Source organism: Achromobacter spanius, from assembly GCF_039673305.1.
GTDB lineage: Bacteria > Pseudomonadota > Gammaproteobacteria > Burkholderiales > Burkholderiaceae_B > Achromobacter > Achromobacter spanius_F.
This window is the reverse complement of the sequence record NZ_JBDJLJ010000063.1, coordinates 1-21,695: the sequence shown is the minus strand read 5'-3', so window position 1 is coordinate 21,695 and position 21,695 is coordinate 1. Positions and strand designations below refer to the sequence as shown.

The window sequence follows — 21,695 nt, the reverse complement described above, 5'->3', positions numbered from 1 at the left end:
TCTCGGCGCCGCTGGCGCTGGCGCTGCTGGGCGCGGCCCTGGCCGTGGTCGCGCTGGCCGCCAGCAGCAGCGGGGCGGTGCAGATTCCCCTGCGCGACATCCCCGCGCTGCTGTGGGGCGAGCCCGCGCCGGGCGATGCGCTCTGGCGCAACGTGCTGATCGACATCCGCCTGCCGCGGGTGCTGTTCGCCATGGTGGCGGGCGCCGCGCTGGCCATCTCCGGCGCGGCCATGCAGGCGCTGTTCCGCAATCCGCTGGCGGAGCCGGGCCTGATCGGCATTTCCGCCGGGGGCTCGCTGGGGGCGGTGGCCGCCATCGTGCTGACGTCGGGCGGCTTCTGGGTGCTGGCGCCGGCGGCGTTCGGCGGCAGCCTGCTGGCCACCTTCTGCGCCTACACGCTGGGCCGGCGCGTGCCGGGCGTGGCGGGCCTGCTGCTCGCGGGCATTGCCATCAATGCAGTGGCCGGCGCCATGATCGGCCTGTTCACCTTCGTGGCCAACGATGCCCAGCTGCGCGACCTGACCTTCTGGACCATGGGCAGCCTGGCCGGCGCCAAATGGAGCCTGCTGGCGTTCCTGGGGCCGTGGGTGCTGCTCATGTCGTGGTGGCTGATGCGCCAATGGCGCGTCATGAACGCCTTGCTGCTGGGCGAACGCGAGGCCCAGCACTTGGGCTACGCGCTCAAGCGCGTGCGCGCGCAGCTGGTGCTGGCCTGCGCGCTGATCGTGGGGCCGCTGGTGGCGGCGACCGGCGGCATCGGTTTCGTGGGACTGGTGGTGCCGCACCTGGTGCGCGTGACGCTGGGCGCGAACCACCGCTGGCTGCTGCCGGCGTGCGTGCTGGGCGGCGCCCTGGCGCTGACCCTGGCCGACTGGCTGGCGCGCGTGGCGGTGGTGCCGGCCGAATTGCCCATCGGGCTGGTGACCAGCCTGGTCGGCGGTCCCTTCTTCTTGTGGCTGCTGGCGCGCGGCCGGAGGCACGGATGATGCTGGCGGCCGAGAATCTTGTACTGACGCGCGGCGGCAACCGCATCCTGGAGCAGGTGTCCCTGGCAGTGCGGCCGGGCGAAGTGGTGGGTCTGCTGGGCGCCAACGGCGCGGGCAAGTCCACCCTGCTGGGCGCGATGTCCGCCGAACTGGCGCCGGATTCGGGCACGGTGCGCCTGGGCGATGCCGACCTGCGCGGGCTGGCGCACCGGGAGCAGGCCCGCTTGCGCGCCGTGCTGCCGCAAAAGCCCGGGCTGAGCTTCGACCTGGACGTGCGCGAAGTGGTGGCGATGGGCGCGTACCCATTTCCGGAACTGTCCCCCGCGCAGGTGGACGCCCTGGTGGACCAGGCGCTGGGCTGGGCCGACGTGACGCATCTGGGCGCGCGCCGCTACCCCGAGCTCTCCGGCGGCGAACAGCAGCGCGTGCAGTTTGCCCGCGTGCTGGTGCAGTGCAAGGCAGCGCGCACGGGCAGCGCGCCGCGCTACCTGCTGCTGGACGAGCCCACGGCCAGCCTCGATCCCAAGCACCAGGGCGACCTGCTGCGCGTGGCGGCGGGCCTGGCGCACGAGGGCGATACCGGCATACTGGTGATTCTGCACGACATGAACCTGGCGGCGCGATGGTGCGACCGGCTGCTGCTGCTTTGCGGCGGCCGTGCAATCGCCGCGGGCACGCCGGCGGAGGTCCTGACGCCGAAAAACCTGTACCTGGCCTACGGCATCGACGCGCACGTCATGCCGCATCCCGTGCAGCCGGAGCGCCTGCTGGTCGTGACGACATGACGGCGTGACGCGGGGCGCGGGGCCGGTAAAATGGCGGGCATCAGGGCCGGATTATCTGAAATGGCCCTAGCACCTCCATCACTTATCCACAGGACCCCGTGTCATGCCTACTTTTGACGTCGTCTCCGAAGTCGATAAACACGAACTGACCAACGCCATCGACCAGGCGAACCGCGAGCTGGCCACGCGCTTCGACTTCAAGGGCACCGACGCCAAGTTCGAACTCGACGGGTTTGTCGTGACCCAGGTCGCCTCCAGCGCGTTCCAGCTCAAGCAGATGCTGGACATCCTGCGCGGCCGCCTGTCCGCGCGCGGCATCGACGTGCGCTGCCTGGACATCGCCGATCCCCTCGAAAACCTGGGCGGCGCCCGCCAGAAGGTCACCATCAAGCAGGGCATCGAACAGCCGGTCGCCAAGAAGCTCATCGCCGCCATCAAGAACGCCAAGCTCAAGGTGGAATCGCAGATCAACGGCGACAAGCTGCGCATTTCGGGCAAGAAGCGCGACGACCTGCAGACCGCCATCGCCCTGCTGAAAAAAACCGACGTCGACCTGCCGCTGCAGTTCGAGAACTTCCGCGACTAACCCGGCAGACCCATAAAGATGGGGCACTCGGGTGAGCTCCAGCTTGTCGTCGAACTCGCGCGCGCCGGCGGCATGTCGGCGGCCGCGCGTGAGCTCGACGTCACGCCCGCCGCCGTCAGCAAGCGGCTGGCGCAGATCGAGGCGCGACTCGGCGTGCGCCTCTTCAACCGCAGCACGCGTCGCCTGAGCCTGACCGCCGAGGGCGAGGTCTACCTGGAAAGCGCCCGCCGCATTCTGGGCGAGATCGACGACCTGGACGAGCTGATCGCCAGCCGCCAGGCCAGTCCGCGCGGCCTGCTCAAGGTCAATGCGCCGCTGGGGTTCGGCCGCAGCTACATTGCGCCGGCCATCGCGGAATTCGCGCAGAAGTATCCCGAAGTCTCGCTGCAGCTGCAACTGACCGACAGTCCCGCGGATTTCGTGCGCGACGCCTTCGACGTCGCCGTGCGCTTTGGCGACCTGCCCGACACCAGCCTGATCGCGCGCAAGATCGCGCCCAACCGCCGGCTGGTCTGCGCGTCTCCCGGCTACCTGAAAAAACACGGTGTGCCGGCCACGCCGCACGACCTGGTTCGCCATCAGTGCATCGTGCTGCGCCAGAACGAGGCCGCCTATGGCCTGTGGCGCTTCGCCAAGGGGCGGCGCAGCGAAACCGTCAAAGTGCGCGGCAACCTCAGCAGCAACGACGGCGAAGTGACGCTGACCTGGGGGCTGGCCGGGCTGGGCATCCTGCAGCGGGCCGAATGGGACCTGGCGCGCTATCTGCGCAGCGGCCGGCTGGTGCAGGTGCTGGAAGACTACGCGCTGCCGCAGGCGGACATCTACGCCGTTTTCCCCGAACGGCACCACCTGTCGGCCAAGGTGCGGGCCTTCGTGGATTTCCTGGTCGGCTATTTCCAGGAAGGGTCGGAAGGCCGCTGGTGACGCCGCCGGTCCGGGCTCAGGCGGACCACAGGTGCTGCGCCGCGTAGGCGCGCCAGGGGCGCCAGGACTCCGACCGGGCGAGCAGCTGCGCGGGGGTGTACGGGCGCGATTCCAGCTTTTCCAGCGCCCGTATCAATCCGATGTCCGCATGCGGAAACGCGTCCGGCTCGCGCAATTGCCGCAAGGCGATGTACTGCGCCGTCCATTCCCCCACGCCGCGTATCGTCCGCAGCCGCCGTACCGCGTCCTCCAGTCCGCCGGCGGCGTCAAACAGATGCCTGTCCGCCACAGCCGCCGCGGCCACCGCCGACAGCGTCGCCGCGCGGCTGCGCGGCATGCCCAGCGATGCAAGTTCTGCGGCGGCCACCGCCTGCGGCAGGGGAAATACGTGCGTCAACGCGCAGTCGGGCTGCGCCAGCGGCTCGCCGTGCGCGGCCACCAGCTTGCCGGCCAGGCGGATGGCGGCGACGACCGTGATCTGCTGGCCCAGCACGGCGCGCATGGCCAGTTCGAAGCCGTCCCAGGCGCCCGGCACGCGCAGCCCGGGCCTGGCCTGCATCAGCGCCGTCATGACGGGATCGCCCGAGAATTGCGCGGCGATCGCCGCCGGATCGCTCGCCAGGTCGAAAACGCGGCGCAGTCGCGCGATGATGGCCGGCAGCGCCTGCAGCCGGGGAAAGCGCACGGTGGCCTGCAACGCATCGCCCGCGCCGGGCCTGACCGTCACCGTGCCTTGCGCGCCGTCCAGGCAGATGGTGCGTGCGTACGTCTCGTCAGAGACGTGTTCGATGCCGGGAATGGCGCGCAGCTTCAGGAAACCCAGCATGGCGTCCCAGTCGTAGGGCGGGCGATAGCGCAGCAGCAGCTTGATCTCGCCGTGCCGCCCCGCGGACACCTCGGGCTTTTCCGAGCGCCGCAGCGCGCCAGGCGCCCGCCCGAACAGGGCCAGGAAAATCTCGTTGAAGCGGCGGATGCTGCCGAAGCCCGCCGCGAATGCGATTTCGGCCATGGGCAGATGCGTTTCGTGGATGAGCTGCTTGGCCAGCAGCACGCGGCGGGTCTGGGCGACCGTCACGGGCGACGCGCCCAGGTGCTGGCGGAACTGCCGCCGCAACTGGCGTTCGCCGACGCCCAGGCGCCGCGCCAGCGCGTCCACGCCGGCCTCGTCCAGCGCGCCCAGTTCGATCAGCTGCAGCGCGCGCGCCACGCCGTCCGGCAGCTCGTGCCCGGGGCCGAGTTCCGGCGCGGTCTCGGGCCGGCAGCGCAGGCAGGGGTGGTAGCCGGCCTCCTGCGCGGCGGCGGCGGTGGAATAGAACGTGACGTTCTTGGAAAGGGGCGTGCGCGCCGGGCACACCGGCCGGCAATAGATGCGCGTGGTCTTCACGGCCGTGAAGAAGCGCCCGTCGTAGCGGGCGTCGCGCACCTGGATGGCGCTGTAGCAGGCGTCGTGGTTGAGGTCCATGCGGTGATGCTAACGCCGCCCGCCGCATCGGATCTAGCGGTTTTCGGACAGGGTTGTGAATGTCACACCCGTGTCCGGAAACCGCCAGCGCGGGTGGCCGGCGCGGGGCTATATTGGCCCCGTTCCCTTCGCCAGGAGCGGCGCCATGCCCTCGCACCTATTCGCGCTCGAACGCGTGCCCACCCCCATCGGCCGGATGCTCGTGCTGACCGATGCGCAGCAGCGCCTGCGAGCCGTGGACTGGGAAGACTTCGAGTCCCGCATGCATACCCTGCTGCGCCGCCAGTACGGCAAAGGCGCCGTCGAATTGCGCGACGCCAGCCAGCCTTCCACGGCCCGCCGCCAGCTCGAAGCCTACTTCGAAGGCGACGTCGCGGCCATTGACGACGTGCCCGTCGCCCTGGGCGGCACGGATTTCCAGCGCCAGGTCTGGCAGGCGCTGCGCGGCATCGAATGCGGCGCCACCATCAGCTACGGCATGCTGGCCGCGCGGCTTTCGCGGCCCGAGGCGGCGCGGGCGGTGGGCCTGGCCAACGGCGCCAATCCCGTGGGCATCGTCGTCCCGTGCCACCGCGTGATCGGCGCCAACGCGTCGCTGACCGGCTACGGCGGCGGCTTGCACCGCAAGCGCTGGCTGCTTGCCCACGAAGCCGATTGGCGGGCGGCGCAACAGGCGCGCACCGGCGCCGCCCGATTTTCAACTTCAGGTTGAAGATGTTGTGAATTTCCGGGCGCGCCCGATGCGGGCGGCTCGGTAAAGTGCCAGCAGTCTTTATTCGAACGGAGCGCTGGCGCCTCATGAAAACCTACCGCATTGCAACCATCCCCGGCGACGGCATCGGCAAGGAAGTGATTCCGGCCGGCCGGCGCGTCATGCAGGAACTGGCCGCCCAGGGCGGCCCGCGCTTCGAGTTCCAGGATTTCGACTGGGGCGGCGACTATTACCGCAAGCACGGCGTCATGATGCCGGCCGACGGCCTGGACGCGCTGCGCGACAAGGACGCGATCCTGTTCGGCTCGGCGGGCGATCCCGACATCCCCGACCACATCACGCTGTGGGGCCTGCGCCTGAAAATCTGCCAGGGCTTCGACCAGTACGCCAACGTGCGTCCGACGCGCATCCTGCCCGGCATCGACGCGCCGCTCAAGCGCTGCACGCCGGAACAGCTTGACTGGGTGATCGTGCGCGAGAACTCCGAAGGCGAGTACTCGGGCGTGGGCGGCCGCGTGCATCAGGGCCATCCCATCGAGGCCGCGACCGACGTGTCCATCATGACCCGCGCCGGCGTCGAGCGCATCCTGCGTTTCGCGTTCAAGCTTGCGCAGTCCCGGCCGCGCAAGTTGTTGACCGTCGTCACCAAGTCCAATGCGCAGCGCCATGCCATGGTGATGTGGGACGAAATCGCCGTGCAGGTCAGCCGCGAATTCCCGGACGTGACGTGGGACAAGGAATTGGTCGACGCCGCCACCGCGCGCATGGTCAACCGGCCGGCGACGCTGGACACCATCGTGGCCACCAACCTGCACGCGGACATCCTCAGCGACCTGGCCGCCGCGCTGGCCGGCAGCCTGGGCATCGCGCCCACCGGCAACATCGATCCCGAGCGCCGCTATCCCTCCATGTTCGAACCCATCCACGGGTCGGCCTTCGACATCATGGGCAAGGGCCTGGCCAATCCGGTGGGCACGTTCTGGTCGGTCGTCATGCTGCTCGAACACCTGGGCGAAACCCAGGCGGCGGCCCGCCTGATGCAGGCCATCGAAAGCGTGACCGCCGATCCGTCGCTGCATACCGGCGACCTGGGCGGACGCGCCACCACCGAACAGGTCACGGCGGCCGTCTGCGCGAAGCTCGCGGCCTCGGCGCCCGCCAAGGCGGCCTGACCGCCGCGCGCCAAGCGCCGGATGCCACGGGTGTCCGGCGCCCAAGAGAGCCGGGGCGTCCCGCACCCGGCCGCAAGCAAGCCTGGCAGCACATAAAAAGCGAAGTCCATTCGTATCCAGGAGACAAACCATGCATAAGAAAGCGATTCCGGCGCGCGCCCTGGCGTTCGCCTGCCTGCTGGGGCTGCCCTTCGCGGGCGGCGCGCAGGCGCAGTCCTATCCGACGCGGCCCGTGAACCTGATCGTGCCGTTTCCGGCCGGCGGCACCACGGACGTGCTGGCGCGCGCGCTGGGGCAGGAACTGGCCAAGAGCCTGGGCCAGCCGGTGGTGGTGGAGAACAAGCCGGGCGCGGGTTCCACGCTGGGCGCGGACTACGTGGCCAAGGCGGCGCCGGACGGCTATACGCTGCTGATGGGCGCGGTGCATCACACCATCGCCACCAGCGTCTACAAGAGCCTGCACTACGACTTCCAGAAGGACTTCGCGCCCGTGACCACGGTGGCGCTCGTGCCCAACGTGCTGGTCGTCAATCCGAAGCTGGACGCCAAGGACGTGCCGGCACTGCTGAAGCTGGCGCAGGCCGCGCCCGGCAAGCTCACCTATGGCTCCAACGGCATGGGCACCGGCCAGCACCTGATCGGCGCGCAGTTCGAGCGCGCGGGCCACGTACAGCTGCTGCACGTGCCCTACAAGGGCAGCGGGCCGCTGACGACGGACCTGCTGGGCGGGCAGATCGACATGTCGTTCGACACGATCACGCCGGTGCTCGCGCACATCCAGAGCGGCAAGCTGCGGGCGCTGGCCGTCACCACCAATCAGCGCTCGGCCGCGCTGCCCGACGTGCCCACGATGGAGGAGGCCGGCCTGAAACCCTTCAACATGGGAACGTGGTTTGGCGTGCTGGCGCCGGCGGCGGCGCCCAAGGACGTGGTGGACCGCCTGAACGCCGAGATGGTGAAGATCATCCGGTCGCCTGACTTCACGCGGCGCATGGCGGAGATCGGCGCGGTGCCGATCGGCGATTCCCCGGCGCAGATGAAGGCGCGCATCGGCGCCGACACCGAAAACTACGCCAAGCTGGTCAAGGAGGCGAAGGTCGCGATCAACTGATCGCGGCCCCGCCCCAAAACAGGATCACGCGCGGATCCACCCGCGCGCGATCGGCAGGGCCAGCACCTTGCGGTACAGGCCCTGGACCGCGGCGGTCAGCGGCGCGCCCGCCCGGCGCCAGGCCGGGATGGTCAGCGCGGCGGCCACGGGCGCCAGCAGCAGCCCGCCCGCGATGTCCAGCGGGAAATGCACGCCCAGGTAGACGCGCGACGTTCCCACCACGACGGCGCCCGCCAGCGCCAGCCAGCCCCAGGCGGCGCGGCGCCGGTCCAGGATCAGCGCGAACGCGAACGTGGCGATGATGATGGTGTGGTTGCTGGGGAACGAGGACGTGGGCTTGTGCGCAAAGAACGCATGGCCCAGGCCGATGACGAACGGCCGCGGGTGGGGCCACAGCGCGCCGCACAGGTAGCTGGCGAACAGCGCCACGGCGATGCTGGCCAGCGCCTTGAGCATCAGGCTGCGTTGCGGTTCGTCACCCCACAGCCAGGCGGCGGCCATGGCGCCGGGAACCAGCAGGATCAGCTTGTTGGCCACCAGCATGGCGGCCTGGATCCGCCACGCCGGGGTGGCGGGATCGGCGTTGATCAGCAGAAACAGGGACTGGTTGAGGTTTTCCAGGAAATCCATGACACGTCATCGCGGCGTAATAATTCGAGTGCCGCGATGGTAGATGGCTTTCCCGTCAGTTCCCTTACAAAGTGCGGCGAATTCCGCGCTTTTACTTCTGGATGCGTTTGCCCTGCGCGTCGATGACGGGTTCGCCGCTTTCCTTCGAGAACGCGCCTTGTTGCGGCGCCGGCAGGATGTCCAGCACTAGTTCGCAGGGACGGCACAGGCGGGCGCCCAGCGGCGTGGACACGAAGGGACGGTTCAGCAGGATGGGGTGCTGTCCGATGGCGTCCAGCAGGGCCTCGTCCGAGAGCGACGCATCGTCCAGGCCCAGTTCGGCGTAGGGCGTGCCTTTCTCGCGCAGCGCGTCGCGCACCGTGACGCCGGCCTTCTTGAACAGCGCCTTCAGCGTGTCGCGCGAGGGCGGCGTTTCCAGGTACAGCACGACCTGCGGCTCGATGCCCGCGTTGCGGATCAGGCCCAGGGTGTTGCGGGAGGTGCCGCACTTGGGGTTGTGATAGATGGTTACGTCGGACATGGGAGGCTCCTCTTGCGGGTGATTCAGCATGCAAGAGGAGGAGCATAGTCCATCCGCCGGCCGGGGCCGGCGGGAAGCGATCAAACCGACAGGTGCCGGCGCACGTCCTCGCCGTCGATCGCATCGCGCCCGCCGCTGGCCACCACTTCGCCGCGCGACAGCACCACGAACTGGTCGGCCAGCTCGCGCGCGAAGTCGAAGTATTGCTCGCACAGCAGGATGGCGATGTCGCCGCGCTGGCGCAGCATGTGGATGACGCGCGCGATGTCCTTGATGATCGATGGCTGGATGCCTTCGGTGGGCTCGTCCAGGATGATGAGCTTGGGTTCGGCCACCAGCGCCCGCGCGATCGCCAGCTGTTGTTGCTGCCCGCCGGAAAGATCGCCGCCGCGGCGCGACAGCATGCTTTTCAGCACGGGAAACAGTTCGAAGACTTCTTCCTTGATGCGCCGCGCGCGCGCCGCCGGCTTGGTCGCCATGCCCATCAGGATGTTCTCTTCGACCGTCAGGCGCGCGAAGATGTCGCGGCCCTGCGGCACGTAGGCCATGCCGCGCGTGGCGCGCTGGTGCGGCGCCAGGCGCGTGATATCCGCCCCGTCGAACGCAATGCCGCCGCGCGCCACGGGCAGCACGCCCATCACGCACTTGAGCAGCGTGGTCTTGCCCACGCCGTTGCGCCCCAGCAGCGCCAGGCATTCGCCCTGGCGCACCGACAGCGACACGCCGCGCAGGGTGTGGCTGCCGCCGTAGTATTGGTCGATCGCGCTTACGTCCAGCATTCTCATCGCCCCAGATAGACTTCGATCACGCGCGGGTCGGCCTGCACGCGGCTCATCGGCCCTTCGGCCAGCACCGACCCTTCGTGCAGCACGGTGACCTTGCCGTCGCCCGCGATCTGGTTGACGAAGTCCATGTCGTGCTCCACCACCATCAGCGAATGGCGTCCACGCAGTTCATTCAGCAGTTCGCCCGTGCGTTCGGTTTCGGCGTCGGTCATGCCGGCCACGGGCTCGTCCAGCAGCAAGAGCTGCGGCTCCTGCATCAGCAGCATGCCGATCTCCAGCCACTGCTTCTGGCCATGCGACAGCAGGCCGGCCGGCCGCCAGACCTCGGGCCGCAGCCGGATCAGATCCAGGGTCTCGCCGATCCGGTCGGCCTCTTCGCTGGACAGGCGCGAGAACAGCGTGGGCCGCACGCGCTTGTCGGTCTTCATCGCCAGCTCCAGGTTTTCGAACACCGTGTGCTGTTCGAACACCGTGGGGCGCTGGAACTTGCGGCCGATGCCGGCATGCGCGATCTGCGCCTCGTTCAGCGTGGTCAGGTCGATGCTCTGGCCGAAGTAGGCGGTGCCGGACGTGGGCCGGGTCTTGCCGGTGATCACGTCCATCATCGTGGTCTTGCCCGCGCCGTTGGGGCCGATCACGCAGCGCAGTTCCCCCACGCCGATGTCCAGCGTCAGGTCGTTCAGGGCCTTGAATCCGTCGAAGCTGACCGTGATGCCTTCCAGGTACAGGATGGCGCCGTGGCTGGTGTCCAGGCCCTTGGGGCTGACGCGGCCATAGCCGGCTTCGCCGCTGGGGCCGCCGTCCAGCATGGCCGATTCGGTGTGCGTGCTGGTCATGCCTTCTTCTCCTGGATGCGGGCTGAGATTCGGCGGGCAAGGCCGACGATGCCGGTGGGCAGGAACAGGGTCACCAGCACGAAGATCAGGCCCAGCGCGTACAGCCAGTATTCGGGCAGCACGCTCGTGAACCAGGTCTTCAGGCCATTGACGGCGCCGGCCCCGATGATCGGGCCGATCAGCGTGCCGCGCCCGCCGGTGGCCACCCAGATCACCATCTCGATGGAGTTCTCGGTGGACATTTCACCGGGATTGATGATGCCGACCTGCGGCACGTACAGCGCGCCCGCGATGCCGCACAGCACGGCCGACAGCGTCCATACGAAGAGCTTGAAGCCCAGCGGGTCATAGCCGATGAAGCGCAGCCGGCTCTCGGCGTCGCGCACGGCGGTCAGCACGCGTCCCAGTTTGCTCTGCGTGACCATGCGGGCCAGGATCAGCGCGCCGGCCAGCGCCGCCAGCGTGATCCAGTACAGCGCGGCGCGGGTGCCCGGCGCGGTGATGTCAAAGCCCAGGATGCGCTTGAAGTCGGTGAAGCCGTTGTTGCCGCCAAAGCCCGTGTCGTTGCGGAAGAACAGCAGCATGGCGGCGAACGTCAGCGCCTGCGTGATGATCGAGAAGTACACGCCCTTGATGCGCGAGCGGAAGGCGAAGTAGCCGAACACGAAGGCCAGGACGCCGGGCACCAGCACCACCAGCAGCATGGCGTACCAGAAGTGCTCCGTGAAGGACCAATACCAGGGGTAGCTCTTCCAGTCCAGGAACACCATGAAGTCGGGCAGGTCGCTCTGGTACACGCCGTCGCGGCCGATGGCGCGCATCAGGTACATGCCGTGCGCATAGCCGCCCAGCGCGAAGAACAACCCGTGCCCCAGGGACAGGATGCCCGCATAGCCCCACACCAGGTCCAGCGCCAGCGCGGCCATGGCGTAGCACATGAACTTGCCCAGCAGGGCCACGGCATAGGCCGACACATGCAGCGCATGGCCGGGCGGAAACACCAGGTTCAGCAGGGGCAGCAGGGCCAGCAGGGCGACACCCGCGGCCAGCGCCGTCCACACGCGGCCCGAGAACAGGGGGCGGCGGGCCAGCAGGTTCAGGTCGGTCAGCGCGGTCTGTTTCATTCGACGCTCCGGCCGCGCGGGGCGAACAGGCCTTGCGGCCGCTTTTGGACGAACAGCACGATGAGCACCAGGATGGTGATCTTGGCCATGACGGCTCCCGCGTAAGGCTCCAGGAATTTGTTGACGCCGCCCAGGCCCAGCGCGGCAATGACGGTGCCGGCCAGCTGGCCCACGCCGCCCAGCACCACCACCATGAACGAATCGACGATGTAGCCGCGGCCCAGGTCCGGGCCCACGTTGCCCAGCTGGGACAGCGCCACGCCGGCCAGCCCGGCGATGCCGGACCCCAGCCCGAAGGCCAGCATGTCGACGCGGCCGGTGGGCACGCCCACGCAATCGGCCATGCGGCGGTTCTGCGTGATGGCGCGCACGAACAGGCCCAGCCGCGTGTGGTTCAGCAGCGCCCACACCAGGAACACCACGAAGAAGGCAAAGCCGATGATGACGAGCCGGTTGTACGTGAGCACCAGCCCGCCCAGCACGGTAAAGCCGCCGGACATCCAGCTGGGGTTGCCCACTTCCACGTTCTGCGCGCCGAACAGCGAACGCACGCCCTGCATCAGCATCAGGCTGATGCCCCAGGTGGCCAGCAGCGTTTCCAGCGGGCGTCCATACAGCCAGCGGATCACGGTGCGTTCCAGCGCCATGCCCACCAGCGCGGTCACGACGAAGGCCAGGGGCAGGGCGGCCACCACATACCAGTCCAGCCAGCCCGGCAACCACGAGCGGAACAGCGTCTGGACCACATAGGTCACGTAGGCGCCGATCATCAGCAGTTCGCCATGCGCCATGTTGATGACGCCCATCAGGCCGAACGTGATGGCCAGGCCCAGCGCGGCCAGCAGCAGCACGCTGCCCAGGCTTACGCCGTAGAAAAGATTGCCGGCCCATTCGATCGTGGCCAGGTGCCGGTCGATCTGCTTGAGCGCGTTGACGGCGGCCTCGCGCACGCCGGCGTCGGGTTCGGCGTGGACGCCGTCGCGTTCCTGCGTCAGCGCGGCCAGCGTGGGGCGGAAGGCGGCGTTCTTCGTGTCGCCCAGCACTTCCACCGCGTGGCGGCGCTTGGCCGGGTCCTCGCTCTTCAATTCCAGGTTGGCCTGCGCGATGCGCAGCGCGCCGCGCACGGCCTCGTTCTTTTCCGACGCCAGGGCCTTGTCCAGCATGGGCAGGCGCGCGGGATCGCCCGTCTGCTGCAGCCGGCGGGCCGCGTCCAGGCGTTCGTTGGGGTTGTCGGAAAAGAGGCGCGACCCCGCCAGCGCGGCCTCGATGGCGCGGCGCAGGCGGTTGTTGATGGAGACTGTGCCCGCGTCCGCGGGCAGGTCCACGGCCGCGCCGGTGGACGGATCGGTGGCGCGCGAGCTGTCTATGCCGACCAGCACGCGGCCGTCGGATGTGGCGTAGAGCTGGTCGTTGCCCAGCGCCTGCAGCACCGCGGCAGCGCCCGGATCGGGCAGCTGGCCCAGCGCGGCAATCGCTTGCAGCCTGGCGTCCGTGTCGTCGCCGGCCAGCGGCGCAAGCAGGGACTGGTCGATGCCGGCGGCGGCCGCCGGGGCGGCCAGCGCAGGCACGGCGAGCAGCCATGCCAGGAGAAAACGACGCAAGAAATGTGCGATTGCCGCGATGCGCATGGCTGCCCTTTCCTTGGGGTGTGGTGAAACTACAGGCCTTGCTTGCCTTCGTTGCCCGGGATGAACGGGCTCCAGGGTTGGGCGCGGATCGGACCCTTGCTCTTCCACACCACGTTGAACTGGCCGTCCGCCTTGATTTCGCCGATGTAGACGGGCTTGTGCAGGTGGTGGTTGGTCTTGTCCATCTCGATGGTGTAGCCGTCGGGCGCGTTGAACTTCTGGCCGCCCATGCTGGCGATCACCTTGTCCACGTCCGTGGTCTTGGCCTGTTCGACGGCCTGCTTCCACATGTGGATGCCGATGTAGGTGGCTTCCATCGGATCGTTGGTCACGACCGTGCTGGCGTTGGGCAGGTTCTTGGCCTTGGCGTAGGCCTTCCACTTCTTGATGAATTCCTCGTTGACCGGGTTCTTCACGGACTGGAAGTAGTTCCAGGCGGCCAGGTGGCCCACCAGCGGCTTGGTGTCCACGCCGCGCAGTTCCTCTTCGCCCACCGAGAACGCCACGACCGGCACATCGGTGGCCTTCAGGCCCGCGTTGCCCAGTTCTTTGTAGAAGGGCACGTTGGAATCGCCGTTGATGGTGGAGATGACGGCCGTCTTGCCGCCCGTGGCGAACTTCTTGATGTTGGCCACGATGGTCTGGTAGTCGGAATGGCCGAACGGGGTGTAGACCTCGTCGATGTCGCTGTCCTTCACGCCCTTGGAATGCAGGAAGGCGCGCAGGATCTTGTTGGTGGTTCGGGGATAGACGTAGTCGGTGCCCAGCAGCACGAAGCGCTTGGCGCCGCCGCCGTCTTCGCTCATCAGGTATTCGACCGCGGGAATGGCCTGCTGGTTGGGTGCGGCGCCCGTGTAGAACACGTTCTTCTCCAGCTCTTCGCCTTCGTATTGCACCGGGTAGAAGAGCAGGCCGTTCAGTTCCTTGAACACCGGCAGCACGGACTTGCGCGACACCGAGGTCCAGCAGCCGAAGACCACGGCCACCTTGTCCTGCGACAGCAGCTGGCGGGATTTCTCGGCGAACAGCGGCCAGTTCGAAGCGGGATCGACGATCACGGCTTCGAGCTTCTTGCCCATCACGCCGCCGTTGGCGTTGATTTCATCGATGGTCATCAGGGCCACGTCCTTGAGCGACGTCTCCGAGATGGCCATGGTGCCCGAGAGGGAATGCAGGATGCCGACCTTGATGGTGTCTTCGGCGGCGAATACCTGCGGCATCCATCCGGACATGGCCAACAGGCTCACGGCGGTCAGTTGCTTAAGGGCTAGTCTGCGTTTCATGGTGACTCCTGGATGGAATGTGCCGGTCTGGCCGGCGAGAACGATCTGAACAACACCCGACAACGTCATTGCGTCCGCCGCATTGCGCGCGGTGCGGCCGCAACCCGAACGCGCCGTGCTCCGGCCGGAAAAAGACGGGCGGCCAGCAAGGATTTCGCTTCGGACATGGACTCAAAAGCAAAAGGCATGCCAAGTGCTTGAACGGCGAGGGACCGCTGTATGAAAAGGGGGTGTTTACGCGGATGCGGCCGGCGCGGGCACGTCGGCGCGCGGCGGATCAAAACGGTGCCGCATGCACAAAACAGGTGCGCGCCGCGCCCGCTTGCGGTGCGGCTGGCGCGGCGTGCGCCGGACTCGCGGCGGCGCTTTGCGGGCCGGGGCGCGGGCGTCCATAGGGAAGCCGATGCGGGCGGCCAACATGGCACGCAGATTGCTTGGGAATCCGTACTTGTATACAAGAAAGGATTCCAGCATGAATGCCGCAGCAACGCAGAAGAGCCCCGCCGGTTGGACGATCGCACATTGGCAGGCCGCCTACCGCGACGGAGCGCAACCCGAGGCGCTGTTGGCCGGCTACGCGGGCACGGCCGGCAGCCCGGAGGACAACGCCTGGATACGGCGCGTCGACCGCGCCCTGCTGGACGAGCAGCTCGATGGCCTGCGCCTGCTGCTGGCTGCGGCGGGCGGCGACGTCTCGCGCCTGCCGCTGTACGGCGTGCCCTTCGCCATCAAGGACAACATCGATGCGGCGGGCTGGCCCACCACCGCCGCCTGCCCCGAGTTCGCCTACACCCCTGCCGAGGATGCGACCGTGGTGCGGCGCCTGCGCGCGGCCGGCGCCATCCTGATCGGCAAGACCAACCTGGACCAGTTCGCCACCGGCCTGGTGGGCACGCGCTCGCCGCACGGCGCGGTGGCCAACACGTTCAATCCCGATTACGTCAGCGGCGGCTCCAGTTCCGGTTCCGCGTCGGTGGTGGCGCGCGGCATCGCGGCCTTCTCGCTGGGCACCGACACCGCGGGCTCGGGCCGCGTGCCGGCGGGCTTCAACAACATCGTGGGCTTGAAGCCCACCAAGGGCTGGCTCAGCACGGCGGGCGTGGTTCCGGCGTGCCGCACGCTGGACTGCGTGTCGATCTTCGCGCTGACGGTGGACGATGCCGACAAGGTGGCGCAGGTTGCCGGCGGCTATGACGACGCCGATCCCTATTCGCGTCCGATGCCGGCGGGCGCGTCCCGGCCGTGGCCCAAGGCGCCGCGGCTGGTCATTCCCGCCACGCTGGAATTCTTCGGCGATGCGCAGGCCGCCGCCGTGTTCGACGACGCCGTGCGCGCGCTGCGGGCGGATGGTGCGCAGGTCGAGGCTGTCGATTTTTCGCCGTTCAATGAACTGGCCGCGCTGCTGTACCAGGGGCCCTGGGTGGCCGAGCGCTTCGCCGCCGTAGAAGCCTTGTGGCGGGAACAGCCGGACGCCATCAACCCCGTGGTGCGCGGCATCGTGGAACAGGCCGCGAACTACAGCGCGCTGGACGCGTTCAAGGCCGAGTACCGGCGCGCCGAACTGACCCGCCAGATCCATCGCGCGCTGGACGGCTTCGATGCGCTGGTCGTGCCCACTTCGCCGTCCATCTACACCATCGCGCAGCTGCAAGCCGACCCAGTCACGCTCAATTCCCGCTTGGGGGTTTACACCAACTTCGCCAACCTGGCCGACCTGTCCGCGCTGGCGGTGCCGGCCGGCATGCGCGCCGACGGCCTGCCGTCCGGCATCACGCTGATCGGCCTGGCCTGGCAGGATCGTGCGCTGGCGCAGTTCGGCAGGCAGTGGCAGGCGCGTCGCGGCCTGCCGCTGGGCGCCACGGGCGCGCCGCTGCCGGCCGCGGCCGCCGACAACGCGCCGCCCGCCGACACCGTGCGCGTCGCGGTCGTGGGCGCGCACCTGACCGGCATGCCGCTCAATCATCAGCTGACGTCGCGCCACGCGGCGTTTGTGGAAAAGACGGCGACGGCCGGCGACTACCGGCTCTATGCGCTGGCCAACACCACGCCGCCCAAGCCGGGCCTGGTGAAGTCGGACAGCGGCGCCGCCATCGAGGTCGAGCTGTGGGACGTGCCGGTGACGGCATTTGGCGCCTTCGTGGCCGAGATCCCCGCGCCGCTGGGCATCGGCACGCTGGAACTGGCGGACGGCCGCCTCGTCAAGGGCTTCATCTGCGAGCCGCGCGGCCTGGAAGGCGCGCGGGACATCACCGCCTTCGGTGGCTGGCGCGCCTATCTGGCCAGCCTCAACGCCGCCACCCGCTAACCCCGCCTCAATCCACGGAGACGCATCGTGTTCGATACCGTTCTGATTGCAAACCGCGGCGAGATCGCCGTCCGCGCCATCCGCACCCTCAAGCGCCTGGGCATCCGCAGCGTGGCTGTCTATTCCGACCCGGACCGCAACGCCGCGCATGTGCGCGAGGCCGACGTGGCCGTCGCCCTGGGCGGCGACAAGGCGGCCGACAGCTATCTGCGCATGGACCTGCTGCTGGCCGCCGCGCGCGAGCACGGCGCGCAGGCCATCTATCCCGGTTATGGATTCCTGTCCGAGAGCGCCGAATTCGCGGACGCCTGCGAAGCCGCTGGCATTGCCTTCGTGGGTCCCACACCGCTGCAGATCCGCGAATTCGGCCTGAAGCACCGCTCGCGCGAGCTGGCCGCGGAGGCGGGCGTGCCCATGACGCCGGGGACCGGGCTGCTGTCCAGCCTGGGCGAGGCGCTGTCGCAGGCCGAGCGCATCGGCTATCCGGTGATGCTCAAGAGCACGGCGGGCGGGGGCGGCATCGGCCTGTCGCGCTGCGAGAACGAAGCAGAGCTGACGGTGGCGTTCGACAGCGTGCAGCGCATGGGCGAACACTTTTTCCGCGATGGCGGCGCGTTCATCGAGCGCTATGTGGACAACGCGCGCCACGTCGAGGTGCAGATCTTCGGCGACGGCGCCGGCCGCGTGCTGGCGCTGGGCGAGCGCGATTGCTCGGTGCAGCGCCGCAACCAGAAGGTCATCGAAGAAACCCCGGCGCCCTTGTTGCCGGCCGCCACGCGGGCCGCGCTGCTCGAGGCCGCCGTCAAGCTGGGCGAATCCGTGAATTACCGTTCCGCCGGCACGGTGGAATTCATCTACGATCCGGCGCGCCACAGCTTCTACTTCCTGGAGGTCAACACGCGGCTGCAGGTCGAACATCCGGTGACCGAGGCCGTGACCGGGCTGGACCTGGTGGAATGCATGCTGCGCGTGGCCGCCGGCGAACCGCTGGACTACGCGGCCATGTCGCGCGCGCCGCAAGGCGCATCGATCGAGGTGCGCCTCTACGCCGAAGACCCGCTGCGCCAGTTCCAGCCGTCGCCCGGCGTGCTGACCGAGGTGTCGTACCCGGATGGAGTGCGGGTCGACGGCTGGGTCGAGACGGGCACGGACGTGCCCGCGTTCTATGACCCCATGCTGGCCAAGCTGATCGTGCACGCGGATACCCGCGAGGCCGCGCTGGACAAGCTGTCCGACGCGCTGGCCAGGACGCGGCTGCACGGCATATCCACCAACCTGGATTACCTGCGCCAGATCGTGGCGGACGCGCGCTTTCGCGCCGGCAAGCTGTCCACGCGTTTCCTGGAAAGCTTCGACTACCAGCCGGCCGCCATCGAGGTGCTGGAGGCCGGCACCTACACCAGCGTGCAGGACTATCCCGGCCGCGCCGGCTATTGGGACATCGGCGTGCCGCCGTCCGGCCCCATGGACGACTACGCGTTCCGCATCGCCAACCGCATCGTCGGCAACGCGCCGGACGCGGCCGGCATCGAGACCACGCTGGTCGGACCGACCCTGCGCTTCCATGGCGACGCCGTCGTGGCGCTGACGGGCGCGGCCTGCGCGGCCACGCTGGACGGCGAGCCCGTCGCCATGTGGCAGCCGATCGCGGTGCGCTCGGGCCAGGTCCTGGCCACCGGCCGCGCGCTGTCCGGGTGCCGCAGCTATCTGGCCGTGCGCAACGGCCTGGACGTGCCGCTGTACCTGGGCAGCCGTTCCACGTTCGCGTTGGGCCAGTTCGGCGGCCATGCCGGCCGCACGCTGCGCGTGGGCGACATGCTGCCCGTGGTGCGCCCGGAACTGCCTGGCGCCAACGCGACCCCGCCCGTGGCGCCGCCGCAGGCCGCGCCGGCCGATCTGATCCCGGAATACGGCAATGCCTGGGAAATCGGCGTGCTGTACGGCCCGCACGGCGCGCCGGATTTCTTCCAGCCCGAAGCCATCGACGCGTTCTTCGCGGCCGACTGGGAGGTCCACTACAACTCCAACCGCCTGGGCGTGCGCCTGATCGGCCCCAAGCCCACCTGGGCGCGCGAGAACGGCGGCGAGGCCGGGCTGCACCCGTCCAACATCCACGATTGCGAATACGCCGTCGGCAGCATCAACTTCACCGGCGACAGCCCCGTGATCCTGACGCGCGACGGCCCCAGCCTGGGCGGTTTCGTGTGCCCCGTCACCATCGCCCGCGCCGAATTGTGGAAGGTGGGGCAGGTCAAGCCCGGCGACCGCATCCGCTTCGTGCGCATCGACTACCCGCAGGCCGTGGCCCTGGAGGCCGCGCAGGACCGCGGCATCGCCGAGCTGGCGGCGGCCGCGCCCGCGGCGACCGAGCCGGCGCCCGTGCCCGCCACCGTGTCTGAGACCATCGTCGCGGCGCTGCCGGCCGAGGGGGCGCGGCCGTCGGTCTCGTACCGGCAGGCGGGCGACGGCTACCTGCTGCTGGAGTACGGCGACAACGTGCTGGACCTGGCGCTGCGCATGCGCATCCACTTGCTGATGGAGGCGCTGAAGGCCGATCCGGTCGCCGGCGTGCTGGAGCTGTCGCCCGGCGTGCGCTCGCTGCAGATCCGCTACGACAGCCGCGTCATCCTGCAGGGCGCGCTGATTGCGCGCCTGCTGGAGATCGAGGCCGGACTTGCCGACGTCGCGACGCTGAAGGTGCCCACGCGCGTCGTCTACCTGCCCATGGCGTTCGAGGACTCCGCCACGCTGGGCGCGGTGCAGCGCTACCAGGAGACGGTGCGCGCCAGCGCGCCCTGGCTGCCGAACAACGTGGACTTCATCCAGCGCATCAACGGCCTGGACGACCGCGATGAGGTGCGCCGCATCGTGTTCGACGCCAGCTACCTGATCATGGGCCTGGGCGACGTCTACCTGGGCGCGCCCTGCGCGGTGCCGATCGATCCGCGCCATCGCCTGCTGACGTCCAAGTACAACCCGGCGCGCACCTTCACGGCCGAAGGCACGGTGGGCATCGGCGGCGTGTACATGTGCATCTACGGCATGGATTCGCCCGGCGGCTACCAGCTCGTCGGCCGCACGCTGCCCATCTGGAACAAGTTCCTGAAGAACCCGGTGTTCCAGGACGGCAAGCCGTGGCTGCTGCGCTTCTTCGACCAGGTGCGCTTCTACCCGGTCACGGAGGCCGAGCTGGACGTGCTGCGCGAGGACTTCCGCCAGGGCCGCGCCACGGTCCGCATCGAAGAAGAAGTGTTCGACTTCGCCGCGCACCAGCGCTTCCTGGCCGAGCAGGCGGACAGCATCGGCGCGTTCCAGGCGCGTCAGAAGACGGCCTTCGACGCCGAGGTCGCGCTGTGGAAGACCGAGGACGTGGCGGCGGAACCGCCCGCCGCCGAGCCCGAACCCGAGACCGCCTTGCGCGAAGGCGAGCGGCTGGTCAGCGCCGACATGTGCGGCAACATCTGGAAGATCCCGGTCCAGGTGGGGCAGAGCGTGGCGGCCGGCGATACGCTGGTGGTGGTCGAGGCCATGAAGATGGAGCTGTCCGTCATCGCGCCGACCTCGGGCACGGTGGCCGCGATCCGCTGCGTGCCGGGCAAGCCCGTGAACGCCGGCGATCCGCTGGTGGTGATCGCCGAAGACGCCACGTGCGCCGTGACCGGATGATGCGGCTGGAATCCGTGCAGGCCGGTCCGGCCATCCGCCAGGCGCCGGCGTTGGCCGGCTCGCTGGCCGACCAGGTCTACCAGCGCATCAAGGATGACCTGTTCGGCTTTCGGATGCTGCCCGGCGAGCGCTTCACCGAGGCCGACCTGGTGGCGCGCCTGGGCGTCAGCCGCACGCCGGTGCGGCTGGGCCTGGCCCGGCTGGAGCGCGAAGGCTTCGTGCTGGCGCGGCCGCGCAGCGGCTGGCAGGTGCGCCCGTTCGACTTCGAACGCTTCGAGGCGCTGTACGACGTGCGCGTGGTGCTGGAACAGGCGGCGGTGGAAAAGCTGTGCGCGCGCGAACACATGGACCCGGCCGGCATCCTGGGCGCGCTCACCGACGTGTGGCTGGTGCCGCCGCCGCAGCGCATCCTGGACGGGCGGCTGGTGGCACAGTTGGACGAGGCCTTCCATTGCTCGCTGGTGGCGGCCGCCGGCAACCCGGAGATGGCGCAGATCCACCGCGACGTGACCGAAAAGATACGCATCGTGCGCCGGCTGGATTTCACCAAGGACTTCCGCGTCGACGCCACCTACGACGAGCATGCCGCGATCCTGCGCGCGGTGCTGGCAAGGCGCGCCGACGAGGCGTCGCGCATGCTGCGGTCCCATATCGACATGAGCAAGGCCGAGGTGCGCAAGATCACGCTGCACATGCTGCACGAGGCGCGGGAGAACGCGGGCTGAGCTGCCCGCGCGCGGCATCTTGTCGCGGACCCGGCGCCAGCCCTAGCCCTAGCCCTGGAGCTGCCGGTAGACCTCTTGCGACACCCGTTGCAGTTCATCGCGGCTGACGGCGCCCGAGAGCGCGTAGCCGAACTCGCCTTCGACCCAATAGAACACCCGCACCGGCCCTTCCTGCGTGAACTGGAAGGCGGTCTGCCCGCCGGCCGCTTCGCGGGTGACATACAGCGTCAGGCGCTGGCCGTCGGCCGCGCCGTACATGAACTGGGCCACCGGCCCCGCGCCGCCAGGCAGCAGGCGCCCGCCCATCAGTTCGTAGCCCGCTTGCGACAGCGACGGCGCGCGCACCGGCGCGCCCATGCGCTTGGTCAGCCAGGTCACCAGGGCCTTCTCGTTGTCGCCGCCGACCTCCACCGGCCGGCCCATGTCGGGCGCGTACACCGCGTGGGCGATGGCGG

General features: G+C 69.1%; 19 protein-coding genes. 10 read left to right on the top strand and 9 right to left on the bottom strand.

Translation table 11 applies throughout. From position 1 onward, the window contains the following. The first annotated feature begins 11 nt into the window (after positions 1 to 11). The 4 genes from ABE485_RS27330 (at position 12) to ABE485_RS27315 (ending at position 3,281) form a co-directional block, all read left to right on the top strand. The gene (locus tag ABE485_RS27330) at positions 12 to 986 is read left to right on the top strand and encodes a FecCD family ABC transporter permease (RefSeq protein WP_430795472.1); all 975 of its coding nucleotides are present in this window, start codon (positions 12 to 14) and stop codon (positions 984 to 986) included. After that, on the top strand, positions 983 to 1,771 hold the full coding sequence (locus tag ABE485_RS27325; RefSeq protein ID WP_346518389.1) for a heme ABC transporter ATP-binding protein: 789 nt from the start codon (positions 983 to 985) through the stop codon (positions 1,769 to 1,771). Before ABE485_RS27330 ends, ABE485_RS27325 begins: the two co-directional genes overlap by 4 nt. 103 nt (positions 1,772 to 1,874) lie before the next feature. After that, the gene (locus ABE485_RS27320) at positions 1,875 to 2,357 is read left to right on the top strand and encodes a YajQ family cyclic di-GMP-binding protein (RefSeq protein WP_346518388.1); all 483 of its coding nucleotides are present in this window, start codon (positions 1,875 to 1,877) and stop codon (positions 2,355 to 2,357) included. An 18-nt stretch (positions 2,358 to 2,375) separates the two neighbouring features. Continuing rightward, a complete protein-coding gene (locus tag ABE485_RS27315; RefSeq protein WP_346518387.1) occupies positions 2,376 to 3,281 on the top strand; it encodes a LysR family transcriptional regulator in 906 nt (301 codons plus the stop codon). A 16-nt stretch (positions 3,282 to 3,297) separates the two neighbouring features. Here ABE485_RS27315 and ABE485_RS27310 read toward each other — a convergent pair whose 3' ends face one another. Next, positions 3,298 to 4,743, bottom strand: coding sequence for an AlkA N-terminal domain-containing protein (locus ABE485_RS27310; protein WP_346518386.1), 1,446 nt, complete (start codon positions 4,741 to 4,743; stop codon positions 3,298 to 3,300). Positions 4,744 to 4,888: 145 nt separating this feature from the next. On the opposite strand from ABE485_RS27310, the gene ogt reads away from it, so the two are divergent. The 3 genes from ogt (at position 4,889) to ABE485_RS27295 (ending at position 7,738) form a co-directional block, all read left to right on the top strand. Beyond that, entirely contained in the window at positions 4,889 to 5,455 is a 567-nt protein-coding gene (gene ogt / locus ABE485_RS27305; protein WP_346518385.1) for a methylated-DNA--[protein]-cysteine S-methyltransferase, read from the top strand. Positions 5,456 to 5,541: 86 nt separating this feature from the next. Further along, positions 5,542 to 6,627: a tartrate dehydrogenase gene (locus ABE485_RS27300; protein ID WP_346518384.1), complete on the top strand. Its 1,086-nt coding sequence runs from the start codon at positions 5,542 to 5,544 to the stop codon at positions 6,625 to 6,627. Positions 6,628 to 6,757: 130 nt separating this feature from the next. Continuing rightward, a complete protein-coding gene (locus ABE485_RS27295; protein ID WP_346518383.1) occupies positions 6,758 to 7,738 on the top strand; it encodes a Bug family tripartite tricarboxylate transporter substrate binding protein in 981 nt (326 codons plus the stop codon). A gap of 24 nt (positions 7,739 to 7,762) precedes the next feature. On the opposite strand, the gene ABE485_RS27290 is transcribed toward ABE485_RS27295, so the two are convergent. From ABE485_RS27290 to urtA, 7 genes are all read right to left on the bottom strand, one after another. Continuing rightward, positions 7,763 to 8,368 (bottom strand): phosphatase PAP2 family protein, encoded by a 606-nt coding sequence (locus tag ABE485_RS27290; protein ID WP_346518382.1) that lies wholly within the window; start codon positions 8,366 to 8,368, stop codon positions 7,763 to 7,765. Positions 8,369 to 8,459: 91 nt separating this feature from the next. Further along, a complete protein-coding gene (gene arsC, locus ABE485_RS27285; RefSeq protein WP_346518381.1) occupies positions 8,460 to 8,888 on the bottom strand; it encodes an arsenate reductase (glutaredoxin) in 429 nt (142 codons plus the stop codon). Positions 8,889 to 8,968: 80 nt separating this feature from the next. After that, the gene (gene urtE, locus ABE485_RS27280) at positions 8,969 to 9,667 is read right to left on the bottom strand and encodes an urea ABC transporter ATP-binding subunit UrtE (protein ID WP_346518380.1); all 699 of its coding nucleotides are present in this window, start codon (positions 9,665 to 9,667) and stop codon (positions 8,969 to 8,971) included. A 2-nt stretch (positions 9,668 to 9,669) separates the two neighbouring features. Beyond that, entirely contained in the window at positions 9,670 to 10,509 is an 840-nt protein-coding gene (urtD, locus tag ABE485_RS27275) for an urea ABC transporter ATP-binding protein UrtD (protein WP_346518379.1), read from the bottom strand. Beyond that, complete coding sequence (gene urtC / locus ABE485_RS27270) at positions 10,506 to 11,633, bottom strand: urea ABC transporter permease subunit UrtC (RefSeq protein WP_346518378.1); 1,128 nt, start codon at positions 11,631 to 11,633, stop codon at positions 10,506 to 10,508. The genes urtD and urtC overlap by 4 nt, the downstream gene beginning before the upstream one ends. Then, a complete protein-coding gene (urtB, locus tag ABE485_RS27265) occupies positions 11,630 to 13,261 on the bottom strand; it encodes an urea ABC transporter permease subunit UrtB (protein ID WP_346518377.1) in 1,632 nt (543 codons plus the stop codon). Before urtB ends, urtC begins: the two co-directional genes overlap by 4 nt. Before the next feature lie 29 nt (positions 13,262 to 13,290). Then, the gene (urtA, locus tag ABE485_RS27260; RefSeq protein WP_346518376.1) at positions 13,291 to 14,544 is read right to left on the bottom strand and encodes an urea ABC transporter substrate-binding protein; all 1,254 of its coding nucleotides are present in this window, start codon (positions 14,542 to 14,544) and stop codon (positions 13,291 to 13,293) included. Between the two features lie 472 nt (positions 14,545 to 15,016). On the opposite strand from urtA, the gene atzF reads away from it, so the two are divergent. From atzF to ABE485_RS27245, 3 genes are read left to right on the top strand one after another with little or no spacing between them, the layout of a single operon-like run. Continuing rightward, positions 15,017 to 16,849 (top strand): allophanate hydrolase, encoded by a 1,833-nt coding sequence (gene atzF / locus ABE485_RS27255; RefSeq protein ID WP_346518375.1) that lies wholly within the window; start codon positions 15,017 to 15,019, stop codon positions 16,847 to 16,849. 27 nt (positions 16,850 to 16,876) lie between these two features. After that, positions 16,877 to 20,515, top strand: a complete 3,639-nt coding sequence (uca, locus tag ABE485_RS27250; protein ID WP_346518374.1) for an urea carboxylase — start codon at positions 16,877 to 16,879, stop codon at positions 20,513 to 20,515. Then, positions 20,512 to 21,240, top strand: a complete 729-nt coding sequence (locus ABE485_RS27245) for a GntR family transcriptional regulator (RefSeq protein WP_346518398.1) — start codon at positions 20,512 to 20,514, stop codon at positions 21,238 to 21,240. Before uca ends, ABE485_RS27245 begins: the two co-directional genes overlap by 4 nt. Before the next feature lie 48 nt (positions 21,241 to 21,288). Here ABE485_RS27245 and ABE485_RS27240 read toward each other — a convergent pair. Further along, on the bottom strand, positions 21,289 to 21,695 hold a 407-nt coding region (locus tag ABE485_RS27240), incomplete at its 5' end, for an anti-sigma factor family protein (protein WP_346518373.1).